Genomic DNA, 20,569 nt, shown 5'->3' with positions numbered 1-20,569 from the left:
GGCGGAGGCACAGTGCATGAATTTTGACTTAAACAGTTTAAAAGAAATAGATTGGAATGAGCTGGAGCTCGATAATATTGGTCATTGGCCATTTCCTGTAAAAGTTTTATGCTCCGTTCTGGTGGTTTTACTAATGATGGTATTGGGTTATAACCTGATGGTCTCAAGTTCCATTGACCGCTACGACCAAGCGGTTAAAAAAGAGCAAGAGCTGAGAACGAGCTACCGGATTAAATACGCAAGAGCAAACAATCTAGAGCTATATAAACAGCAAATGATTGATATGGAAGCGCAATTCACTGAGCTGTTGAGACGACTGCCAAGCTCCAACGAAACGCCTGGACTACTTGATGATCTGACTTACGTTGGTACCTCAAGCGGATTAACCTTCCTAAAAATTGGCTGGATGCCAGAGGTACGTAAAGAGTTTTATACCGAATTGCCGATTAAGCTAGAAGTGATAGGTAAGTATCATGAATTTGGTCAGTTTGTGAGTAAGGTATCTGAATTACCTCGTATAGTCAGCCTACATGATTTTAGAATCGAAAATGCAGGAAATGGCGAGCTGGTATTTAGTGTTGTGGCAAAAACTTATCGTTATGAGCAAGGAGGTCAGAAATGATCCGACTGATGCTCTGCGTGACCTCGTTGATGTTCATCTCGGGTTGTAATGATAGTACTGCAGAACAAAAAGAATTTATTGATCAGGTAAAAGCAAGCTCAACACCAAAAATCGAGCCTATACCTGAAATGCAAAATTATGAGCCATTTAAGTATAGCGCTTCAGAATTGCGTAGCCCTTTTGTTGCGCCCCAGCCTGAAGTGATTGAAAATAAGCTAGTTCAAATTAAAAACTGTTTACACCCAGATCCAGATAGAGATCGCTATCCATTGGAGAAATTTCCGTTGGATAATCTACGTATGAAAGGCATTATTGCCAAGTCTGATGGTCGTTGGGCGCTAATCGAAGCGGCGACGCAAGGCTTGTATCGTGTAAAGCGTGGTGAATATATGGGCCTGTATCATGGCAAAGTGCTGAGTGTACATGCCGATCATTTAGAATTATTAGAATTGATCCCAGATGGAACGGGATGTTGGAAAGAAAGGCTAACAAAAGTGGAAATGTTAGAAGCGGAACAAGGTGGCACGAGTGAATACTAACAATAACGTTATAAAATCAACCATTAAAAGCACTCGAACATTATGGCGTTCTGTGCTCGGTGTTGCCTTAGTTGGCCTTTCGTCAATTACGCATGCCATTCCTATGTTGTATGACATTCGCTATAACCCCGTTCCGACAGGGGAAACTCAGCTACAACTGGTGTTTGATGAAAAACTCAATACAGAGCCACAAGTTCGTGTTGTCGGCGAAAGCACCAGTATTGAATTGTTTTTCCAGCAGGCTGAGTTTGAAGAAAGCTTAAAAGCTTTGAGTATTGATAAAGCTGGTATTCAAGGCATTACCAGTGAACTCAGAGATGGTGGTTTTGCCGTTTCCATCAACATGGATGAGCTGAAGCTATATAAAACCGAGGTTAAGAATAACCTTGTGATAGTGGAAGTGTCTAATAAACCGATTGTCTCTGAACAAGATCAAAGTCAAAAAGTCACTGCGTTTATCAACCAAATTCAAGCTATCGATTTTCGTCGCGGTGAGAAAGGTGAAGCTAAAGTACTTGCGTTTCTTGAGCACAATCAAGCGGCCATCGATGTACAAGAGCGCGGTGGTAAAATCATTGCGGACTTCCACCATATCGATATTGCAGAAGACCTGCTATACGAACTCGATGTGTTAGATTTTGGCACTGTGGTATCTCGCATAGAAACCTTTAAAGAAGACAATAAAAGCCGCATTGTGATTGAGCCAAATGCGGCATTCAAGTTTACCTATCAACAGCTTGATAACATCTTTACCTTATCAGTTGAAAAAGACGAAGGTAATAAAACCTTTGGCGATAAAAAAGAATATAAAGGTCAGCCGATCACGTTGAATTTTCAGGATATTCCAATTCGCTCCGTACTACAGATCATCGCCGATACAAACAACTTTAACCTAGTAACGAGTGACACCGTATCTGGCAATATAACCTTGCGTTTAGATGGTGTACCTTGGGATCAAGCGCTTGATGTTGTGTTACGTGTGAAAGGGCTAGATAAGCGTATGGATGGCTCTATTTTGATGGTCGCGCCATCTGAAGAGCTCGCTGCTAGAGAAGCCAAGGAATTACAAGCGCGTCAGCAAGTCGAAGAGCTGGAACCATTATATAGCGAGTATATTCAACTTAATTACGCGAAAGCGGAAGAGTTTGCTGACTTACTCAAAACCGATATCAACTCTATTATTAGTCATCGTGGTAGTGTATCGGTTGATAAACGTACTAATACTTTATTAATTAAAGACACCTCACGCAGTATTGAAAGTGTTCGTCGGATGGTTGAAACCTTAGATGTGCCGGTAAAACAGGTGCGTATAGAGTCACGCATGGTTACTGTAGATGACACAGTACAAGAAGACTTAGGTGTCCGCTGGGGCTTTAGCGATCAGCAAGGCAGTGATGCCATCTCTGGTACGCTAGACGGTGCGAATGCGCTATCCAATGGCAATATTCCGTCTTTGGAAAACCGCTTAAACGTTAATTTAGGCGTAAAAGGAGTCCCTGCTGGCAGTATTGGTATGCACATTGCGAAATTAGCTGATGGCACTTTGATAGATCTTGAGTTGTCTGCACTGGAGCAAGAAAATAAAGGTGAGATAATCGCGACGCCAAGCATCACGACAGCTAACCAGAAAAAGGCGCGTATCGAGCAAGGTACAGAGATTCCTTACGTAGAGGCATCATCAAGTGGTGCAACGACGGTGAGCTTCAAAAAAGCGGTTTTAAGCTTGGAGGTGACACCGCAAATCACACCTGATAATAAAATAATTCTCGACTTAGTGATTACACAAGACACTAAAGGTGATACCGTGCAAACGCCAAATGGCCCGGCGACGGCAATCAATACCCAAGAGATCCAAACACAAGTACTGGTCGAAAATGGTCAAACTATCGTACTGGGTGGTATCTATCAGCAAGAAGTGAAAACGGCAGTAAGTAAGATCCCAATTTTGGGCGATATCCCATATTTAGGTCTATTGTTTAAGAACTCTCGTGATATTAATGAAAAGCGAGAATTGCTGATATTTGTGACGCCTAAGATCATTCAAGACAGTTTATAGGCCCGTTGACAGTAAAAGTATTGCGCTTTTTGCGTGGTTTGACTTGAAATTGTTCACGGATTACTGAGATAATCCCCTCCTTAATTTTGGGGCCAGGTCGTTAGGCGGGGTTTTATTTCAAATTTTAGAGTTCGTTTGTACTAAAAAGATATGGCTGAGAAACGTAATATATTTCTAGTAGGCCCGATGGGGGCTGGTAAAAGCACGATTGGTCGTCACATTGCAGATCAATTACACCTTGAATTTTTCGATTCGGATCAGGAAATTGAGCGCCGCACAGGTGCCGATATTTCTTGGGTGTTCGATATCGAGGGCGAAGAGGGGTTCCGCAAGCGTGAAGAAAGCGTCATCTCTGACCTAACAGAAATGCAAGGCATTGTGTTAGCGACAGGTGGTGGCTCTGTGATCAGCAAAGAAGTGCGCAACAAGTTGTCTGCGCGCGGTATTGTTGTTTACCTAGAAACGCCGATCGAAAAACAGGTAGCTCGTACTCAGCGTGATAAGCGTCGTCCATTACTACAAACCAGTGAAGACTCACGTGACGTACTAGAGCGCTTAGCTGATGAGCGTGAACCACTATATAGAGAAGTGGCAGATCACGTTGTTCGCACGGATGAGCAAAGCGCTAAAGTAGTTGCAAACCAAATTATTGAAAAATTAGATTTCTAATATAACAACACCGTAGGAGGGACGCCATGCTTGAATTAAAGGTTGATTTAAACGAGCGGAGCTATCCCATCTTTATCGGTGAACATCTCTTATCTGATGAAGGACGACTTAAGCAGTATGTTGGGCAAAGTCGTCCTGTTATCATCACCAACACCACCATAGCACCTTTATATTTAGACAATCTTTTAGCGATATTTGACGCTCAAAAACCGCTACATTTTGTTATCCCTGATGGTGAACAATACAAATCGCTAGAATGGTTTGAAAAGATCTCTGCCTTTTTGCTCGAGCATAATTGTGGTCGTGATACGTGTTTGATTGCCCTCGGTGGCGGTGTGGTTGGCGATTTGACTGGTTTTGTTGCGGCATGCTACCAGCGTGGTGTTCCGTTTATTCAAATCCCTACGACTTTGCTGTCACAAGTAGATTCATCGGTTGGTGGTAAAACAGCGGTAAATCATCCGCTAGGTAAAAACATGATTGGTGCTTTCTATCAGCCAAAAGCGGTTTTTATCGACACCAAGACCTTAAGTACATTGCCTGCAAGAGAGTTTGCTGCGGGTATGGCTGAAGTCATTAAATATGCGTTGATCTATGACGCATCTTTTCTTGATACATTAACGTATCAGCATCCTCAGCTCAGCGCACTAGATGCTGAAAGCCTTCAACAAGTTATTTATAAGTGTTGTGCGATAAAAGCCGAGATCGTCGCCAAAGACGAAACCGAAGCGGGATTGCGTGCATTACTTAATCTGGGTCACACCTTTGGCCATGCGATTGAAGCGCAAATGGGCTATGGTAATTGGTTGCATGGTGAAGCCGTTGCTGCCGGTATGATGATAGCTGCAAATTTGGCTTGTCAGCGCGGCGCGCTTAGTACTACTGATGTTGAAAAGATCCGTCGTGTTATTGCGCTTTATCAATTACCGACAGAAGCGCCAAGCGAGATGACCGCAGCGCAGTTTTTACAACATATGCGCAAAGACAAAAAGAACAAACAAGGCAAAATTCGCTTTATTCTTCCTACGCAACTAGGCCAATGTGCGCTAGTGGATGATGTTAGCGATGAAACCGTGGTTACTCTAATAGGTCGTTAAATGCAGTCGCAAATTTTACCAAGCAGAGCTGCATTGGTAGATAGAATTGCTATGCAATTCGACTATGGCCAAAACCTGATAACCTTAGTCGGCTCTTCAGGTCTTGGTAAAAGCTACCTTGCGGAATCGTTTCTTACTGATAAATACCCAGACTTTAACAAAGCGTTTGTAAAGCTGACTGCCAATACTCAAGAGTTTGATGTGGTACACCAGCTGCTTGAGCATAGCTTTCGCAGTCCTCTCATTGATCAGAAGTTATCTCTAAGTGAAAACTTCATGTTGCTCCATGATGAACAAGCTTGTGGACCATGCTTATGGGTGTTAGACAACGTCAGGCATTTAACCCAAGAGCTTGCGGAACAACTACAAAAGCTCGCAAAATCTTCTCGCGAAACAATTTACATACTCGCTACGGCGCAGCAGCCTCAGCTGATCCCTGAAAGTCTGGATATTCATATCGAGCCTTTATCCGTGCTCGAGAGTAAGCGCTTGATGAGCATGTTTTACAAAGACTTACCGCCTGACGAAGATCCTATTTTTAATACGTTTGTTGCTGAAGCTCGAGGTAATCCGAGTGTTTTACTTTCTTGGCAGCCACAGCAGCAGAGTCTAAATTTACGTGAACAAAGCTCCAAAGTAGGTAGCAAATCACAATGGCAATGGTATGTCATTGCGCTTTGTTTGGTATTAACAGCGTTAATGGTTGCTTTAGTGTATAAGCAAGAATTAAAACGATACTGGGCGCCAACTCAAGATAATGAAGAAACAGTAGCCACCGCTATTGATGCGCAAGTGGTATTTGAGGCGCCAAATACCACAGTTGAAAAAGTTGAAATTGAAAACGACGTGCAACCAGAGTTGCCAACCGAAGCGCCAACGCAAGTCGAAACAGCGCCTGTTGGCAGTATTTTATCTGCACTAACCGAAACAAAAGAAGATACGACAAACAACAATAACGCACTATCAGAGCAAGCGGTTACACCTGAAAAAGCCGATGTTGATAGTACTCCTGCCACTTTATCGCCAGTAACAGAGCTTCAGCACGCGGAGCCTGAACTATTGACGGGAAACCCTTGGTATCTCAGTCGCTCAGATGGTGAATGGGTGATCCAGTTACTTGCAGTGACAGAAAGTGAGATTGCAGCTGGGTTTATGGCGGAGCATAACGAGGTAGTAACACAGCAGTTTACTGTTTTAAGAAATGGCCGAACTTGGTTTGTAGTTACTACTGATGCTTACCAGAGTTTGGCATCTGCGAAGCAAGCAAAGGCAGTATTGCCAGAAGCGCTACAAAAAGGTCAGCCATTTTTTAAGAGAATGAGTAAAATTAAACAAGAAATTACTCAGTCTCTCGGTAATTAGCCACATTTAGTGTAAAATCGCGCAACCACTCACGACATAGAACGAGCATGCAACAAAAGACTAGAGCCTTCTTAAAATGGGCAGGCGGAAAATACAGCTTAGTAGAAGATATTTCTAAGCGCCTACAAGCAGCAAGTAATGAAGCCGACACGCTAGTAGAACCTTTTGTTGGAGCGGGATCTGTTTTCCTTAACACTCAGTTTAAGCATTATGTCTTAAATGACATTAACGCTGATCTTATCAACCTGTATAAAGAGTTGAAGCGTATTCCTGATGAATTTATCAGTGACGCTAAAAGGCTATTCGTCGAGCTGAATAACCATCCAGATGCGTATTACGCGTATCGACAACAGTTTAACGAAAGCATTGATGTGTATGAGCGTGCGATTCTATTTCTATATATGAACCGCCATGGCTACAATGGTTTATGTCGTTATAACCTCAAGGGGATCTTTAACGTCCCTTTTGGTAAATACAAAAAGCCTTACTTTCCAGAGCGCGAGTTATATGTGTTTGCTGAAAAGGCTCAACAGGCTACTTTCACCTGTCAAAGTTACAGCCAAGTATTTGAAACCATGCCAAAGAATGCGGTAGTGTATTGCGATCCTCCGTATGTACCTTTGAGCAAAACTGCGTCATTTACTAGCTATGCAAAAGGTGGGTTTAACTTAGACGATCAAGCACAGCTGGCGAATCTTGCGGAAACTGCGGCTTTTGAAAAGCAAACGCCAGTGTTAATCTCCAATCACGATACGGTGTGGACACGAAAGATTTACAATCAAGCGAAGCTAGATGTGATAAAGGTGAAACGTACAATTAGCCCAAAGGGTAATGGGCGGAATAAAGTTGACGAGCTAATGGCGCTATATCACCGTTCGTAATTTACAGCGACATAAAGGACTAAGCCAAAACTACACCATTTACAAACCAAATTAAGCCAATGACAAAAGCGGCGACAAAAACGATGCCCGCAAAAGCAAACGGCCAAAAATGCTTTTTGTTAAAGTCATATGCTTGTTTTTGACCGCTCTGCACACCAAACATTGCCGCACAGACACTTTGAATTAACGCGAATTTACTATTGGAAGAAGCCATAGTGTTTACCTCTTACCAGTTGATTGGCTCAACTGGTATTAGTAAGGAGATGAAACTTTACTACTGCTTTGATTGTCTTTAGAGCCAAGTAATAACTCAAGCAAATCCAAATAATGGAATTGCCCACTCGAACTACCGCCAGTCAACCACGCAGCCCAACTGGTGTGCGCTTCTTGCTGACATTCCACTGCATTTATTCGACTGCTTAAATTGCCAGTGCTACAAGCGCATGCGGAGTAATTTGCGGCAAGACTTTCATCATTGTCGAAAGAAAATACCCCTGCCGACACGGCTAATACCGTCCCAAGCAGAGCAATCCGTGCTTTATATCTAGAAACCATAACCCTATCCCCAGAAGTTAAATATCACATAATGATACACAATGTTCGTTTATTGCACAATCATAAAGCGCCTTAAATCGCAGACATTTTGGGCAATTTACGGTACAGTATCGCGGTCTTACGTTTAGGGGAAAAGTATGTCTGATTTTTTAATTGCACCATCCATTCTATCCGCAGATTTTGCGAGGTTAGGCGAAGATGTTGAAAAGGTACTGACAGCAGGTGCCGACGTGGTTCATTTCGATGTAATGGATAATCACTATGTGCCAAATTTAACTTTTGGTCCAATGATTTGTGACGCATTAAGAAATTACGGAATTACTGCTCCTATCGACGTACACTTGATGATAAAGCCTGTAGATAGTCTAATTCCCGAGTTTGCTAAAGCCGGAGCGAGCATTATTACATTTCACCCAGAGGCCAGCGAGCATATAGACAGAAGCCTTGCGCTGATTAAAGAGTCAGGTTGTAAAGCTGGCTTGGTATTTAATCCGGGCACACCGCTGCATTATCTTGATCATGTGATGGATAAAATTGATCAAATCCTCTTGATGTCAGTAAATCCGGGCTTTGGTGGCCAAAGTTTTATCCCACATACACTTGAGAAATTAAAAGAAGCGAGAGCACGCATTGACGCTTCCGGTCGCGATATTCGTCTTGAAGTGGATGGGGGGATTAAGGTGGACAACATTGCTGAAGTTGCAGCTGCCGGTGCAGACATGTTTGTTGCGGGTTCCGCTATCTTTAATCAACCCGATTACAAAGCGGTAATAGACGCCATGCGTCAAGAATTAGCAAAGGTAAAATAATGCGTTTTGAGGGTATTTTATTTGACCTCGATGGCACGTTAGTTGATAGCGTCGAGGATATGTATATGGCGCTCAATTTAACGCTGTCTGAGCTTGCTCATCCAATTGTTAGTCATGCTCTAGTGCGTGAATGGGTAGGTAACGGCATCGATATGTTAGTAAAAAGAGGCCTAAGCGGTAGCCATGAAGTTAGCGAAGACTTATCCGAAAGTTTAGCGTACACCGCCATTGAGCGTTTTAAAGTGCATTATGACGAATTAGTTGGTCAGTATGCGGGTTTGTATCCGCATGTTGAGACGGGGTTATCTGCATTTGCCACAGTCCCAAAAGCCATCGTGACCAATAAAAATCGTGCATTTACGCTAAAACTGCTGGATAAATTAAATCTCACTTCGCATTTTGATTGTATCGTCTGTGGTGATGACACTGACAAAAAGCCGTCACCAGCTCCGCTATTGCTGGCAGCCGAGCGTCTTGGTGTATCAGCGGATAAGCTAATCATGGTTGGGGATTCTAAAAGCGATATTTTGGCCGCTCAGGGCGCTAAGATACCTGTGATTGCGCTAAATTATGGGTATAATCAAGGATTCGATTTGAAAGAGTTCAATCCACAGTACCTTTGTGATGGATTCTTAGATATTATTCCCATTATCAATCAACGTTAATTCAATGAAGAAATAAAGGAACGACATGAGTAAACCTGTAGTATTAAGTGGTATTCAGCCAACCGGTGGTATGACAATAGGCAATTACGTAGGTGCCATTAACCAGTGGCTTAAACTACAAAACGATCATGATTGTTACTTTATGTTGGTTGACTTGCATGCCATTACGGTTCGCCAAGAGCCACAGCAACTACGCGATCGCGTATTAGACGGCGTAGCACTATATACTGCTTGCGGCATCGACCCAGATAAATCGTCACTTTTTGTGCAATCACAGGTTCCTGAGCATGCTCAACTAGGTTGGGTGCTGAACTGTTATGCACAAATGGGTGAGTTAAACCGCATGACGCAGTTTAAAGATAAGTCAGCAAAGCACGCCAATAACGTAAATGTTGGCTTATTCGCCTATCCAGTATTGCAAGCTGCGGATATTTTATTGTATCAAGCGGATCAAGTACCGGTTGGTGAAGACCAAAAGCAACACCTTGAGTTGACCCGCGATATTGCAACGCGCTTTAACAACTTGTACGGCGATGTCTTTAAGATCCCAGAGCCTTATATTCCAGAGTTTGGCGCTCGTGTTATGAGTTTGCAAGACCCGAGCAAGAAGATGTCAAAATCAGACGAAAACCCAAATGGTTTTGTGATGCTGTTGGACGAACCGAAGAAGATAGAGAAAAAGCTGAAAAAAGCGGTAACGGATTCAGATGAGCAAGCACGCATTTACTTTGATCGTGTTGAAAAGCCAGGAGTATCCAACTTACTGACTCTACTAAGTGTTGCAACTAAACGCTCAATTGAAGAGTTAGTGCCAGAGTACGAAGACAAAATGTACGGCCATTTGAAGAAAGACACTGCCGATGCGGTAGTGAATATGCTTGAGCCTATTCAAGCGCGCTTTAAAGAAATCCGTGAAGATCAAACTCTGCTGAACGAAATCATGAAAAAAGGTGCGGAAAAAGCAAGTATTCGTGCCGAAAAAACGCTTAAAGCTGTGTATGACGCCGTCGGTTTTATTCCTCGCGGTTAATAAAACACAAAGAAAGACACCATTTATGGTGTCTTTTTGTATTACAAGGGCCTATTGCCCCTTGGTTTAAAGCAGATACTAGATATAAGAAAACCCTCCTGTTGAGTTCGTGATAAAATAGACTTATAACGAACATCTTTACCCTAGTGGCGAATAGGCTGCTTGGTTCTTTTAGTGGTACCTACATGCTGTTGATGATTGATAACTATGATTCCTTTACTTACAACCTAGTGCAGTATTTTCAGCGCTTAGACGTGGATGTGCTGGTAAAGCGGAATGATGAAATCAGCGCCTCACAAATCAAGCAGCTTAATCCCAAATATGTTGTGCTATCTCCTGGCCCTTGCAGTCCTGATGAAGCGGGGATCTCGCTTGAAGTCGTAAAACGTCTACAGGGACAAATCCCTATTCTCGGCATTTGCCTTGGTCATCAAACTATTGCACAAGCTTTAGGTGGCAAAGTCATTCGCGCAAAACAAGTGATGCATGGGAAAACGTCTCAAGTGCACCATAACAATATAGGCGTATTTCAAGGCCTGCCATCACCATACGAAGTATGCCGCTACCACTCTTTGGTTGTTGAGCAAAGTAGCTTACCAAAGTCTCTAGCCGTAACGGCTTGGACACAGACACAAGAGGGGGTGCGTGATGAAATTATGGGACTTTTGGCATCCGATAGAGCACTTGAAGGTGTGCAATTTCACCCAGAAGCTATCCTCACTGAACACGGCTTAGCATTACTTGATAACTTTATAAAACGCTTCTAAAGTTTAAACAAAACCAACAGGATTTCGCCTAGGTGTTATACATCCATATTCGCTGCGTTTTTGTTGGTTAGACTAGTTTTTGATACGTAACTTTTTGATTCTATTGTGCGCAATATCAAATCATAATATTGCTTTTACTGGTATAATGTTAATCAGTAAGACGATTCTGTTGAGTGCTTAACTCAGTGTTTTTCCTTTAGATAAGTAGCATGCATGACGCAAGAAAATAAGCAAATTAGAATGGCACAAGCGCTATCCGAGCGTGCCCATGACCTTCTTATCAGCCTCAACTTTGCGCAAAAGCAAATAGGCTATATCCATACATTTGATATTAGCTATGGGGAGAATATCGCACAGCGCACTATGCTAGAGGTGGAAATTGCAGCGGCTGCAAAACGCCAAGAAAGCAGCACAAGCCATCACAAATATATTGCCAAAGCGAGTAAGCATCTACATTCCGTTATCGAAGAAGCCATTACAAAGCAACTGCATGACCTTGATAATATCTATCATGAAGTCATTGGCATTCAAGACTCCGTTCCTGCAATTTTAGACATTCTTGCCGTGCGCTCAGCTTCAGTTGGGCGTTTAGAACCTTTGGTTAATGACTTAAGTTGGTTGGGTCGTGAGCTGGTTTCGCTAGTCAACTTGCCACAGTATCGCAAAAAAAACAGTAAAGGCACGTCCATTAAGGTCGACACGCCGGCATTAGCATTAAGGTATTTAGGCCTTGAGAACTTGCAAATGGTGATCCCGACAATGGCGGTAAGACACTGGATGCCGCATGCTACAGAACCATTTGGCTTAATGAAGCGTAAATTACGCGAGCTGAGCATGAGCACGGCCATTGCGGCAAAAGAGCTGGCACCATTTTTTGGGGTAAAAGAACAGCATGCGTTTACTTTAGGCATGTTACTAGAGCTTGGGAAAGTGGCCTTGATCCGTCTTTATTTACGCACCTTTGAAAAGGTGTGGCAAGCCAAGGTGCAAATAGCACGAGACAAAAAGCAAAAAGACCTACACACCGCATTAATGGAGTTATCTCCTGATCCGTTATTTTTACGTAACTTGTTGATAGAACATTCAGCAGAGATTTCACGTAAGCTAATTGAAAAAATGGAGTTACGTTATTTACCCTTTAATGCCGTCATGGAAGAGTATGCGCAAACTTATCTACCAAATGCGCATAAAAACATTGCCGACCCATTACCACTGACACAAGTGATGCAAAAAGCCTATGGCTACGCACAACTGCTTGTTTTAAAAGATAGCCAGTTAATTGAAGACGACGAAGCCGAGATTTTGCTCAATCATTTAGAACTTACCGAGGAAATGCGTCAGCAATTGGCAAAATGTGCGTTCCATAACCTGCAGTTGACGATTTTGTAAAAAAAATTGAAATTTTTTTTGCGACTATTCATTCAAAACCTAATCTTAAATGATCTGTGCAAGGCTGCACGGCGCTTGCTTTGCCCTAAATATCTGCCCTAGATAGTTATTCACTTGAGTTGAGAATATATGTTAAACCCTTGAATACTAAGGGCTGAGAACGTGGTATAAGTGAGACAAATGGCGCTTTTTCTGGAATAATGAGCGTATGAATTTTGTGCCATCAAGGGGCGGGTCAAAATACATAGCACCGAATTGGTGTGAATAAATATCCTATCAAGTGGCGGCAACGCGCCGACCTCCAAAAGGAAATGACTCCTTGTTTGCACTTTCACTCACCAAATATGAGGAAATAAAATGACTATCAATCGTGAATTGTTTGACGACGTAATGGTACCTAACTACGCACCTTCAGCGGTAATTCCAGTGAAAGGTGAAGGTTCTCGAGTATGGGATCAGGAAGGTCGTGAGTACATCGACTTTGCTGGTGGTATCGCAGTTAACTGTCTAGGTCATTGTCACCCAGCTTTGGTGGGCGCGCTTAAAGAGCAAGGCGAGAAAATTTGGCATCTATCTAACGTGATGACCAATGAGCCTGCACTACGTTTAGCGAAAAAGCTAACTGATGCCACGTTCGCAGAAAAAGTCTACTTTGCAAACTCAGGTGCAGAAGCGAACGAAGCGGCGCTTAAACTAGCACGCCGTTGGGCACTAGATAAGTTTGGTGCTGAAAAGTCGCAAATCATCTCTTTCAACAAAGGTTTCCACGGCCGTACTTTCTTCACTGTAACTGTAGGTGGTCAAGCTGCATACTCTGATGGCTTTGGTCCAAAGCCGGGCGACATTGTTCACACAGACTATAACGATTTAGCGGCATTTGAAGCGCTTATTTCAGACAACACTTGTGCCGTGATGATGGAGCCGCTACAAGGCGAAGGTGGTATCATTTCACCAACGGCTGAGTTTGTAAAAGGTGTTCGCGAGCTGTGTGACAAGCACAACGCGCTACTTATTTTTGATGAAGTGCAAACTGGTGTTGGCCGTACTGGTGACCTGTATGCATACCAAGGTTTAAACGTAACTCCTGATATTTTAACAACGGCTAAAGCACTTGGCGGTGGTTTCCCTATCGGCGCGATGATCACAACAACTGAAATTGCTGCACACCTAAAAGTGGGAACTCACGGTTCTACATACGGCGGTAACCCGCTGGCGTGTGCGGTTGCAGAAGCGGCATTTGACACAGTAAACACAACAGCAGTACTTGATGGCGTAAAAGCAAAAGAGCAGCTGTTCCGTGAACTACTAAACGACATCAACGAAAAGTACAACGTATTTACCGAAGTACGTGGTAAAGGTCTATTGCTTGGTGGAGTAGTCACTGAAAAGTACGAAGGCAAAGCAAAAGAATTCTTGGTTGAAGGTATCAAGCAAGGCGTGATGTCACTGGTTGCAGGTGCAAACGTAGTACGTTTCACTCCATCTCTAGTTATTCCAGAAGCTGACATCCGCGAAGGGATGGCACGTTTTGAAAAAGCCGTTGCTACGGTAGTTGCTAACAACGCTTAATACTGGTTGCAAGGTCACCTTTTGGTGGCCTTGTTGTTATCCACATTTTTGAGGAGTAAGCGGGCTCATGATGATCCTTCGCCCAATCCAAGAAAGCGATTATCCAGCGCTTTTAAACATTGCTCACGAATCAGGCCACGGTTTTACCTCTTTGCCTGTTAACGAAGAGCTATTACAGAAGAAGATTGCACGCTCAGTTGCTTCCTTTGGCAAGCAAGCTGACAAGCCTTTTGATGAAGGCTATTTATTTGTATTAGAAGATACTGAAACAGGCGAGGTGGTTGGTACCAGCGGTATCGAAGCTGCGGTTGGTTTAGATGATGCGTTTTATCATTATCACCTAAGCAAAGTGATCCACTCTTCACGCACACTCGATGTTTATAAAGCAGTGGATATTTTAACGCTATGTAATGACTACACTGGCGCGACGGAATTATGCACCCTGTTTTTAAAAGATGGCTATCGCAAAGGCGCAAACGGCAAACTGCTATCTCGCTCTCGCTTTATGTTTATTAACCAACATCGTGCTCGTTTTGCTGAAACCGTTATCGCGGAAATGCGTGGTGTTTCTAACGAGCAAGGCGAAAGCCCGTTCTGGCAATGGCTTGAAGAGCATTTCTTCTCGATGGATTTCCCGACAGCGGATTATCTAACGGGTATCGGCCAAAAGGTCTTTATTGCTGAATTAATGCCAAAGTACCCAATCTACGTGAACCTGCTTAGTAAAGAAGCACAAGCGGTGATTGGTGAAGTTCATGACAATACGCGTCCTGCGATTGAGCTACTAAAAAGCGAAGGTTTCACATTTAATGGTTATGTTGATATCTTCGACGCGGGTCCAACGGTAGAAGCAAAAGTGGGGAACATCCGCACGGTTCGCAATAGTGAAACTCGTACTGTGAAAATAGGCGAAAGCAACGGTGGATTCCCTGTTATGGTCGCAAATGGTAAACTTGTTGATTATCGCGCGACAGTAATTGAGTTAGCCCTGACTGATGGCAATGAAGTTACGCTTGCTCCACATGTTGCCGCGGCGCTAAAAGTTGAAGAAGGCGATCAAGTAAGCCTAGTAAAGATTTAAGATTGGGAACAGATTATGACAACACATGCAGCACAACTAATAAATGGTGAGTGGATTGCAGGACAAGGCGCAAGCTTTAGCTCTGTAAACCCAGCAAACAACGACGTTATTTGGAGCGCAAACGCAGCTACTGCTGAGCAAGTTGACGGCGCGGTAAAAGCGGCTCGTGAAGCTTTCTATTCATGGAGCGACATGAGCTTTGAAGCGCGTCTAGAAATTGTTAAGCGTTTCGCTGAAGTATTAAAAGAAAATAGCGAAGAGCTGGCTATTGCAATTGCTAAAGAAACGGGTAAGCCACTTTGGGAAACTCGTACAGAAGCGGGTGCTATGGTAGGTAAAATCGCGATTTCTGAGAAAGCCTATCAAGAGCGTACAGGTGTTGTTGAAAATCCAATGCCAGTTGGCCGTGCCGTGATCCGTCACAAGGCACATGGTGTAGTTGCTGTATTTGGCCCATATAACTTCCCTGGTCACTTACCTAATGGTCACATCGTACCTGCGCTACTTGCTGGTAACACGGTTATCTTTAAGCCATCTGAACTAACGCCATATGTTGCTGAGCTAACGCTTAAATACTGGCAACAAGCGGGTCTTCCTGCTGGCGTGATTAACCTAGTTCAGGGTGAAGTTGAAACAGGTAAAGCACTTGCGTCACACGCGGGTATTGACGGCTTATTCTTTACTGGCTCTTCTCGTACGGGTCACTTGCTACATGAGCAATATGCAGGTCAACCGGGTAAGATCCTAGCGCTTGAAATGGGCGGTAATAACCCACTCATCGTAAAAGACGTAGCGGATACCAAAGCGGCAGTACACGACATTATTCAATCTGCGTTTATCTCAAGTGGTCAACGTTGTACTTGTGCTCGTAAACTATTCCTTCCTGCGGGTGAACAAGGTGACACAATCCTTGAGCAACTGATCAAAGCAACTAAAGCGATTAAAGTGGGTAACTTTGACGATGCAGATCAACCGTTCATGGGCTCAATGATCTCAAATGCAGCAGCCGCTGGCATGGTAAAAGCACAGCAACAGCTTGTTGAGCTCGGTGGTGAGTCGCTTATCGAGCTGACGCACACAGAAGGCACAGGCTTTGTGACGCCAGGTATCATCGAATGTACTAACATTGCAGATTTCCCTGATGAAGAGCACTTTGGTCCGCTGTTAAAAATATTCCGTTACACAGACTTTGACGCTGCTATTGAAAAAGCGAACGAGACAAGCTTTGGCTTATCAGCAGGTCTGCTTGGCGACAACGAAGCTGACTACGACCGTTTCTTACGTCGTATTCGCGCAGGTATCGTAAACTGGAACCGCCCAATCACTGGCGCTTCAAGTGCAGCTCCGTTTGGTGGTATCGGTGCATCAGGTAACCACCGTGCAAGTGCATACTACGCGGCAGATTACTGTGCATACCCAGTGGCTTCTGTGGAACTAGAAAAGGTAACTTTACCTTCTAGCTTGAGCCCAGGTTTATCTTTGGATTAAAATGCCAATATTGAGGTTTACTCAATAAAAATTGATAAGAAAAGCAGCTTCGGCTGCTTTTTTGTGTCTAGTTGACTACAAAAGTAGCAATCGAAAAAACTTTCTGCTTAAATCAATAGGAGATGTCTTTGATAGGTTCGGGTGAGCAAAGTATGGTTTTAGATAAACAAGGGTACGATGATTTAGTCATGTATTTGACGCAAAACTTAGCCTTGTTTGAGAAGTCTGGGACGGTTGAACCAGGGGCTCCAACAGTCATGGAATTAATCGAAGATGTGATCGCTGAAAACGTTATCCGTATATGCGAGCAGCACACTGAGTTATCTACAGAGCAGCGCAGCATGATCGTGCGTGAGGTAGATGGCATTGTGTACGACTTACAAGAAGTGCTATCAAGTGTTGTTGATAGACGTGTCACCGTAGAACAAAAAGAGTTTATCGAAGAATTCGCAGGTTTGGTCAAAAACCTGTTTGATTCTGCTGTATAGCTTGGCACAATCACTATCGACAGTGTAGAAAACACACTTAGAGGCAATTCTAGGTTTAAGATACACCGCCATTTGGCGGTGTTATGCTTTATAGAGGATAACTATGTTAGCTAGCGTAAAATGGGTTGAAGGAGATACCTTTATCGGTCGCTCTGCGTCGGGACATAATGTGGTATTTGATGCCGGTTCAGACAGTGCTGCGCCAAGTCCAATGGAGATGGTATTAATGTCAGCGGGATGTTGTTCGTCAGTCGATGTAGTCAGCATTCTACAAAAGGCGCGTCAGGATGTGACCGACGTGGAAGTAAAATTAACCGCAGAGCGCGCAGAAAGCGCACCTCGGGTTTTTACCAAGATCAATTTACACTTTGTGGTGAAAGGGCGTAATGTCTCTGAAAAACACCTAGAAAGAGCCGTAAGTTTATCCGCTGAAAAGTATTGTTCAGTGGCATTAATGCTTGAAAAAGCAGTAGAAATTACGCATAGCCATGAAGTGGTTGAAATTGACGAAAAATAACGCTTTTTCATAGCGCTATTTTCGTATAAAATCCGCGAACTTTTGTTTCTGCAGCGCAGATTTTTTGTATTAAGGTGGGTCTATCGTGAACAAGCCCTTTGATAAAATTAAACTCCATGGCTTTAACAACTTAACTAAGAGTTTAAGCTTTAGCATTTACGATATTTGCTACGCCAAGACCGAGCAGCAACGTAAAGAATATCTAGAATATATCGATGAGCAGTATAGTGCTGATCGTTTGACGGATATTCTAAAAGACGTAACGGATATTATCGGTGCAAACGTACTGAATATCGCGCGTCAAGATTATGAACCACAAGGGGCGAGTGTGACGATCTTAGTATCAGAAGAGCCTGTTGAACAGCAGACTTTTGATAGTAATGAAGCACCAGGACCATTACCTGATTCAGTGGTTGCACATTTGGATAAGAGTCACATCTGTGTTCATACTTATCCTGAAGCGCACCCACATGATGGCATCTGTACTTTTAGAGCAGATATCGAAGTTTCAACGTGTGGCATTATTTCGCCACTTAAAGCGCTTAACTTCTTAATTCACTCTTTAGAGTCAGATGTGGTGACGATTGATTATCGTGTTCGTGGATTTACTCGTGACGTTAATGGTGTTAAACACTATATCGACCACGCAATTCACTCGATCCAGAATTACATGACGGAAGATACTAAAGACGCATACCACATGGTAGACGTAAACGTGTATCAAGAGAACCTATTCCACACTAAGATGATGCTTAAGGAAACAGACCTAAATGCATATCTATTTGGAATTAGTACTGATGATTTAGACGCAGACGAAGAGGAAGAAATTCGTCTTAAGCTGAATCGTGAAATTCAGGAAGTGTTCTACGGTCGCAATTTACCAGAAACTGAATAATCAGCGGTAAATTGAGGAATTAAAAAAGGCGCGCAAGCGCCTTTTTTAATGTCTGAGATTCCTTGTTAAGTCATCATATAAGCGCATAGAACACGACTGTGCCCGCTTATAAAGTGACAGTTATAAAATCACTAAGATTCGCTTTCTAATTCCTCATCTGGCGTATCAGGGCGCTGTCGTTCCACAAAGCTAGTGGCCAGTATGGTCGTCAATACTAGAGCTGATAAAATTGATTTCAGGATTTCGTAGTTTTTATATACCCAGCCCCAACTCCAATAGGGCTTAGAGGCTTCTTCGGACACACCAAAAAAGAGATCCATATTGCGAATTAGATTTTCACCAAAGGCTGCCAAATCAACCAATATAAATGCAAAGAAAATACCGTATAGAATTGGGTCTGCATAGGTCATATAAATGCTACGCCAGTTATTTGGATTAGTGAGACGCATAAAGCGCAATGACCATAAAACTCTATGTTTGAGCAAGAGAAAAATTATTAAGTCCAGTAAAAAGTGAGCACCAAAGATGAAGGCGTTTGTTTTATATGGAGGTAAACCTGAAGCGCTTAATTCGAATATATAGCGAACAAAAGCGTACTCGATAACAGTAATAAATAAGAGTACCACGCTTATATGTTGTAAGTTTACTAGTCGGCGTGACACAAAGGTCACGACAACTAGTAAAACCATTATATGAATCATATAGGCAAAATCTGTAAAATAATGAAGAGCTGAAAATGCAACTGTCATTAATATAGCCAATATGCAAAAGTACCAAGAGTTTTTCATTTATTCTCCACAAGTAATGGCCTATTAGCCGTTGCGCTCGCTGAAGCTTCTTCTCCTCTAGGATCCTTTGTCTTACCTCCAAGGGTACCACCAGATACCATGTTAATTTGGCTTTTAGTTAGTGAAGTTAAGCGTGTAAATTGACATGATTTATTTTTTGTTAAAAAGCGCATAATGACGTCCTTTCTAAGTTAAGTTTTGCGGTGTTTAGTTTCCACTCCACTTTACCCCTTAAAATCAATGTTGAAAACACAGCGTTGCAAATAGACCTTATTTGTAACTTTATTGTTTGCCATTGTGGTGAGAGGCGATGAAAGTGCGCATCTTTCATTTGCCGTTATCCTCGTTACTTGATCTGCTATTTCGTGGTGTTGGAGACTTGCGCCATAACTTGGCGTCGTCAATTTTGTCTCTTAAGGCAAGGATTTGTTCTCTAAGTGGATTAAGGTTGATGCCGCAGGCGTCGCACCATACTTCAAAATATTCGTAGGGAAATTTGCTGACGCCTTTTTCGTAGTTTTCGTAAGTGCCACGCTCCACGCCGACCAAGTTAGCCATTTCTTGCGTGGTTTTGCCGGCGACTTTGCGCATGCGGCGCAGGTCGTCTCCTGTAAAGCGCTTATCATATTTCCCCACCAACTCAATCCTTTTTGCCTGTCGCACTCGCGTCACAAACAGCATCAATCCCCATGTAGCCGGATGTATGCTATTTGTTTGTCTCTATTGTTCGCTTAACCAAGTTGCATTTTTGTATCTAAACCGTAAACGCGAGTCTATCGTAGAAATTTTCTTTTTCAAGTGTATTCAGTCGAAAAATGAACATTTTGTTGCATTTAATGAATCTTCGCTCGATTTTTTAGGCGAAGCCTGAGATGAGTAACTCTTGAGTCAACGGAGGTGTTGCTATGATGGTGCTGGCGTTTTTGATTAATTTACAAATAAATTCAAAAAAATTTTCTTCGCGCAGATTTTTGCCCGAAGCTTTTGTTACTTTAGTGTGAAATAAAGTGACATGTTGGAGAGCAATATGGATTATCTACGCCAATATCATGACTTAACGATTTATTACGATGCCCTCAAGAAGGCGGCAAGGCAGGGTGACGAGGTGCCAGACACCACAACCAAATGGTTAGCACTGGTGGAAACAACCTTGTTTGAACTGCAAGAGCTTGCCCATATGGAAAAGGCTTACATGCAGAAGTCAAAAACGATGAATAATCTGGTTGAGTTGGTGTATTCCAGTGCCCCAAGCATGGAGTAACTAAAAGGGTAATTGCTTTTTGAGTTTTTGCGGTGAGGGGG

The 20,569-nt window shown here is 42.9% G+C and carries 23 protein-coding genes; 19 read left to right on the top strand and 4 right to left on the bottom strand.

Annotated features, from left to right (window positions below; translation table 11 throughout):
* The first annotated feature begins 16 nt into the window (after nt 1-16).
* The 7 genes from L1271_RS12700 (at nt 17) to L1271_RS12670 (ending at nt 7,226) form a co-directional block, all read left to right on the top strand.
* A complete protein-coding gene (locus L1271_RS12700; protein ID WP_010607059.1) occupies nt 17-622 on the top strand; it encodes a type 4a pilus biogenesis protein PilO in 606 nt (201 codons plus the stop codon).
* On the top strand, nt 619-1,161 hold the full coding sequence (locus L1271_RS12695) for a pilus assembly protein PilP (protein WP_010607060.1): 543 nt from the start codon (nt 619-621) through the stop codon (nt 1,159-1,161). The genes L1271_RS12700 and L1271_RS12695 overlap by 4 nt, the downstream gene beginning before the upstream one ends.
* Nucleotides 1,151-3,217 (top strand): type IV pilus secretin PilQ, encoded by a 2,067-nt coding sequence (locus L1271_RS12690; protein ID WP_010607061.1) that lies wholly within the window; start codon nt 1,151-1,153, stop codon nt 3,215-3,217. Before L1271_RS12695 ends, L1271_RS12690 begins: the two co-directional genes overlap by 11 nt.
* 150 nt (nt 3,218-3,367) lie before the next feature.
* Nucleotides 3,368-3,886 (top strand): shikimate kinase AroK, encoded by a 519-nt coding sequence (gene aroK / locus L1271_RS12685; protein WP_010607062.1) that lies wholly within the window; start codon nt 3,368-3,370, stop codon nt 3,884-3,886.
* Between the two features lie 26 nt (nt 3,887-3,912).
* Nucleotides 3,913-4,983, top strand: coding sequence for a 3-dehydroquinate synthase (aroB, locus tag L1271_RS12680; RefSeq protein ID WP_235367994.1), 1,071 nt, complete (start codon nt 3,913-3,915; stop codon nt 4,981-4,983).
* Nucleotides 4,984-6,345, top strand: coding sequence for an SPOR domain-containing protein (locus L1271_RS12675; protein ID WP_235367993.1), 1,362 nt, complete (start codon nt 4,984-4,986; stop codon nt 6,343-6,345). It begins immediately after the preceding gene.
* 47 nt (nt 6,346-6,392) lie between these two features.
* Nucleotides 6,393-7,226 carry a Dam family site-specific DNA-(adenine-N6)-methyltransferase gene (locus L1271_RS12670; protein WP_010607065.1) on the top strand — a complete coding sequence of 278 codons (834 nt, stop codon included), beginning with the start codon at nt 6,393-6,395 and terminating at the stop codon, nt 7,224-7,226.
* A gap of 19 nt (nt 7,227-7,245) precedes the next feature.
* Here L1271_RS12670 and L1271_RS12665 read toward each other — a convergent pair whose 3' ends face one another.
* The gene (locus tag L1271_RS12665) at nt 7,246-7,440 is read right to left on the bottom strand and encodes a DUF2970 domain-containing protein (protein ID WP_010607066.1); all 195 of its coding nucleotides are present in this window, start codon (nt 7,438-7,440) and stop codon (nt 7,246-7,248) included.
* Between the two features lie 38 nt (nt 7,441-7,478).
* The gene (locus tag L1271_RS12660; RefSeq protein WP_010607067.1) at nt 7,479-7,781 is read right to left on the bottom strand and encodes a hypothetical protein; all 303 of its coding nucleotides are present in this window, start codon (nt 7,779-7,781) and stop codon (nt 7,479-7,481) included.
* Nucleotides 7,782-7,918: 137 nt separating this feature from the next.
* Between L1271_RS12660 and rpe the strand changes: the two genes are divergently transcribed.
* The 11 genes from rpe to speD all read left to right on the top strand — a co-directional run bounded on the left by rpe (nt 7,919) and on the right by speD (nt 18,479).
* On the top strand, nt 7,919-8,590 hold the full coding sequence (gene rpe, locus L1271_RS12655) for a ribulose-phosphate 3-epimerase (RefSeq protein ID WP_010368892.1): 672 nt from the start codon (nt 7,919-7,921) through the stop codon (nt 8,588-8,590).
* Complete coding sequence (locus L1271_RS12650) at nt 8,590-9,255, top strand: HAD-IA family hydrolase (RefSeq protein WP_235367992.1); 666 nt, start codon at nt 8,590-8,592, stop codon at nt 9,253-9,255. The genes rpe and L1271_RS12650 overlap by 1 nt, the downstream gene beginning before the upstream one ends.
* 25 nt (nt 9,256-9,280) lie before the next feature.
* Complete coding sequence (gene trpS, locus L1271_RS12645) at nt 9,281-10,285, top strand: tryptophan--tRNA ligase (protein ID WP_039494036.1); 1,005 nt, start codon at nt 9,281-9,283, stop codon at nt 10,283-10,285.
* 185 nt (nt 10,286-10,470) lie between these two features.
* A complete protein-coding gene (locus L1271_RS12640) occupies nt 10,471-11,052 on the top strand; it encodes an anthranilate synthase component II (protein ID WP_235367991.1) in 582 nt (193 codons plus the stop codon).
* 213 nt (nt 11,053-11,265) lie between these two features.
* Complete coding sequence (locus L1271_RS12635) at nt 11,266-12,441, top strand: HDOD domain-containing protein (protein ID WP_010607070.1); 1,176 nt, start codon at nt 11,266-11,268, stop codon at nt 12,439-12,441.
* 357 nt (nt 12,442-12,798) lie between these two features.
* Entirely contained in the window at nt 12,799-14,010 is a 1,212-nt protein-coding gene (locus tag L1271_RS12630) for an aspartate aminotransferase family protein (RefSeq protein WP_102057626.1), read from the top strand.
* Between the two features lie 67 nt (nt 14,011-14,077).
* A complete protein-coding gene (gene astA, locus L1271_RS12625; RefSeq protein ID WP_010607072.1) occupies nt 14,078-15,091 on the top strand; it encodes an arginine N-succinyltransferase in 1,014 nt (337 codons plus the stop codon).
* Nucleotides 15,092-15,106: 15 nt separating this feature from the next.
* Complete coding sequence (astD, locus tag L1271_RS12620; protein ID WP_010368876.1) at nt 15,107-16,579, top strand: succinylglutamate-semialdehyde dehydrogenase; 1,473 nt, start codon at nt 15,107-15,109, stop codon at nt 16,577-16,579.
* A 152-nt stretch (nt 16,580-16,731) separates the two neighbouring features.
* Entirely contained in the window at nt 16,732-17,067 is a 336-nt protein-coding gene (locus L1271_RS12615; RefSeq protein WP_029215895.1) for a DUF3802 family protein, read from the top strand.
* A gap of 103 nt (nt 17,068-17,170) precedes the next feature.
* Nucleotides 17,171-17,584 carry an OsmC family protein gene (locus L1271_RS12610; protein ID WP_010607074.1) on the top strand — a complete coding sequence of 138 codons (414 nt, stop codon included), beginning with the start codon at nt 17,171-17,173 and terminating at the stop codon, nt 17,582-17,584.
* An 85-nt stretch (nt 17,585-17,669) separates the two neighbouring features.
* Nucleotides 17,670-18,479 (top strand): adenosylmethionine decarboxylase, encoded by an 810-nt coding sequence (gene speD, locus L1271_RS12605; protein ID WP_095726638.1) that lies wholly within the window; start codon nt 17,670-17,672, stop codon nt 18,477-18,479.
* A 131-nt stretch (nt 18,480-18,610) separates the two neighbouring features.
* Here the strand turns inward: speD and L1271_RS12600 are convergent, their stop codons facing one another.
* Nucleotides 18,611-19,267, bottom strand: a complete 657-nt coding sequence (locus L1271_RS12600) for a hypothetical protein (protein WP_102057624.1) — start codon at nt 19,265-19,267, stop codon at nt 18,611-18,613.
* A 327-nt stretch (nt 19,268-19,594) separates the two neighbouring features.
* Nucleotides 19,595-19,948, bottom strand: coding sequence for a helix-turn-helix domain-containing protein (locus tag L1271_RS12595; RefSeq protein WP_102057623.1), 354 nt, complete (start codon nt 19,946-19,948; stop codon nt 19,595-19,597).
* Nucleotides 19,949-20,294: 346 nt separating this feature from the next.
* Here L1271_RS12595 and L1271_RS12590 point away from each other — a divergent pair, with 346 nt between their 5' ends.
* On the top strand, nt 20,295-20,528 hold the full coding sequence (locus L1271_RS12590; protein ID WP_010607079.1) for a hypothetical protein: 234 nt from the start codon (nt 20,295-20,297) through the stop codon (nt 20,526-20,528).
* Nucleotides 20,529-20,569: the final 41 nt, after the last annotated feature.

The organism is Pseudoalteromonas sp. OF5H-5, assembly GCF_021530695.1.
Taxonomy (GTDB): Bacteria; Pseudomonadota; Gammaproteobacteria; order Enterobacterales; family Alteromonadaceae; genus Pseudoalteromonas.
This window is presented reverse-complemented; position numbering and strand designations above follow the sequence as displayed.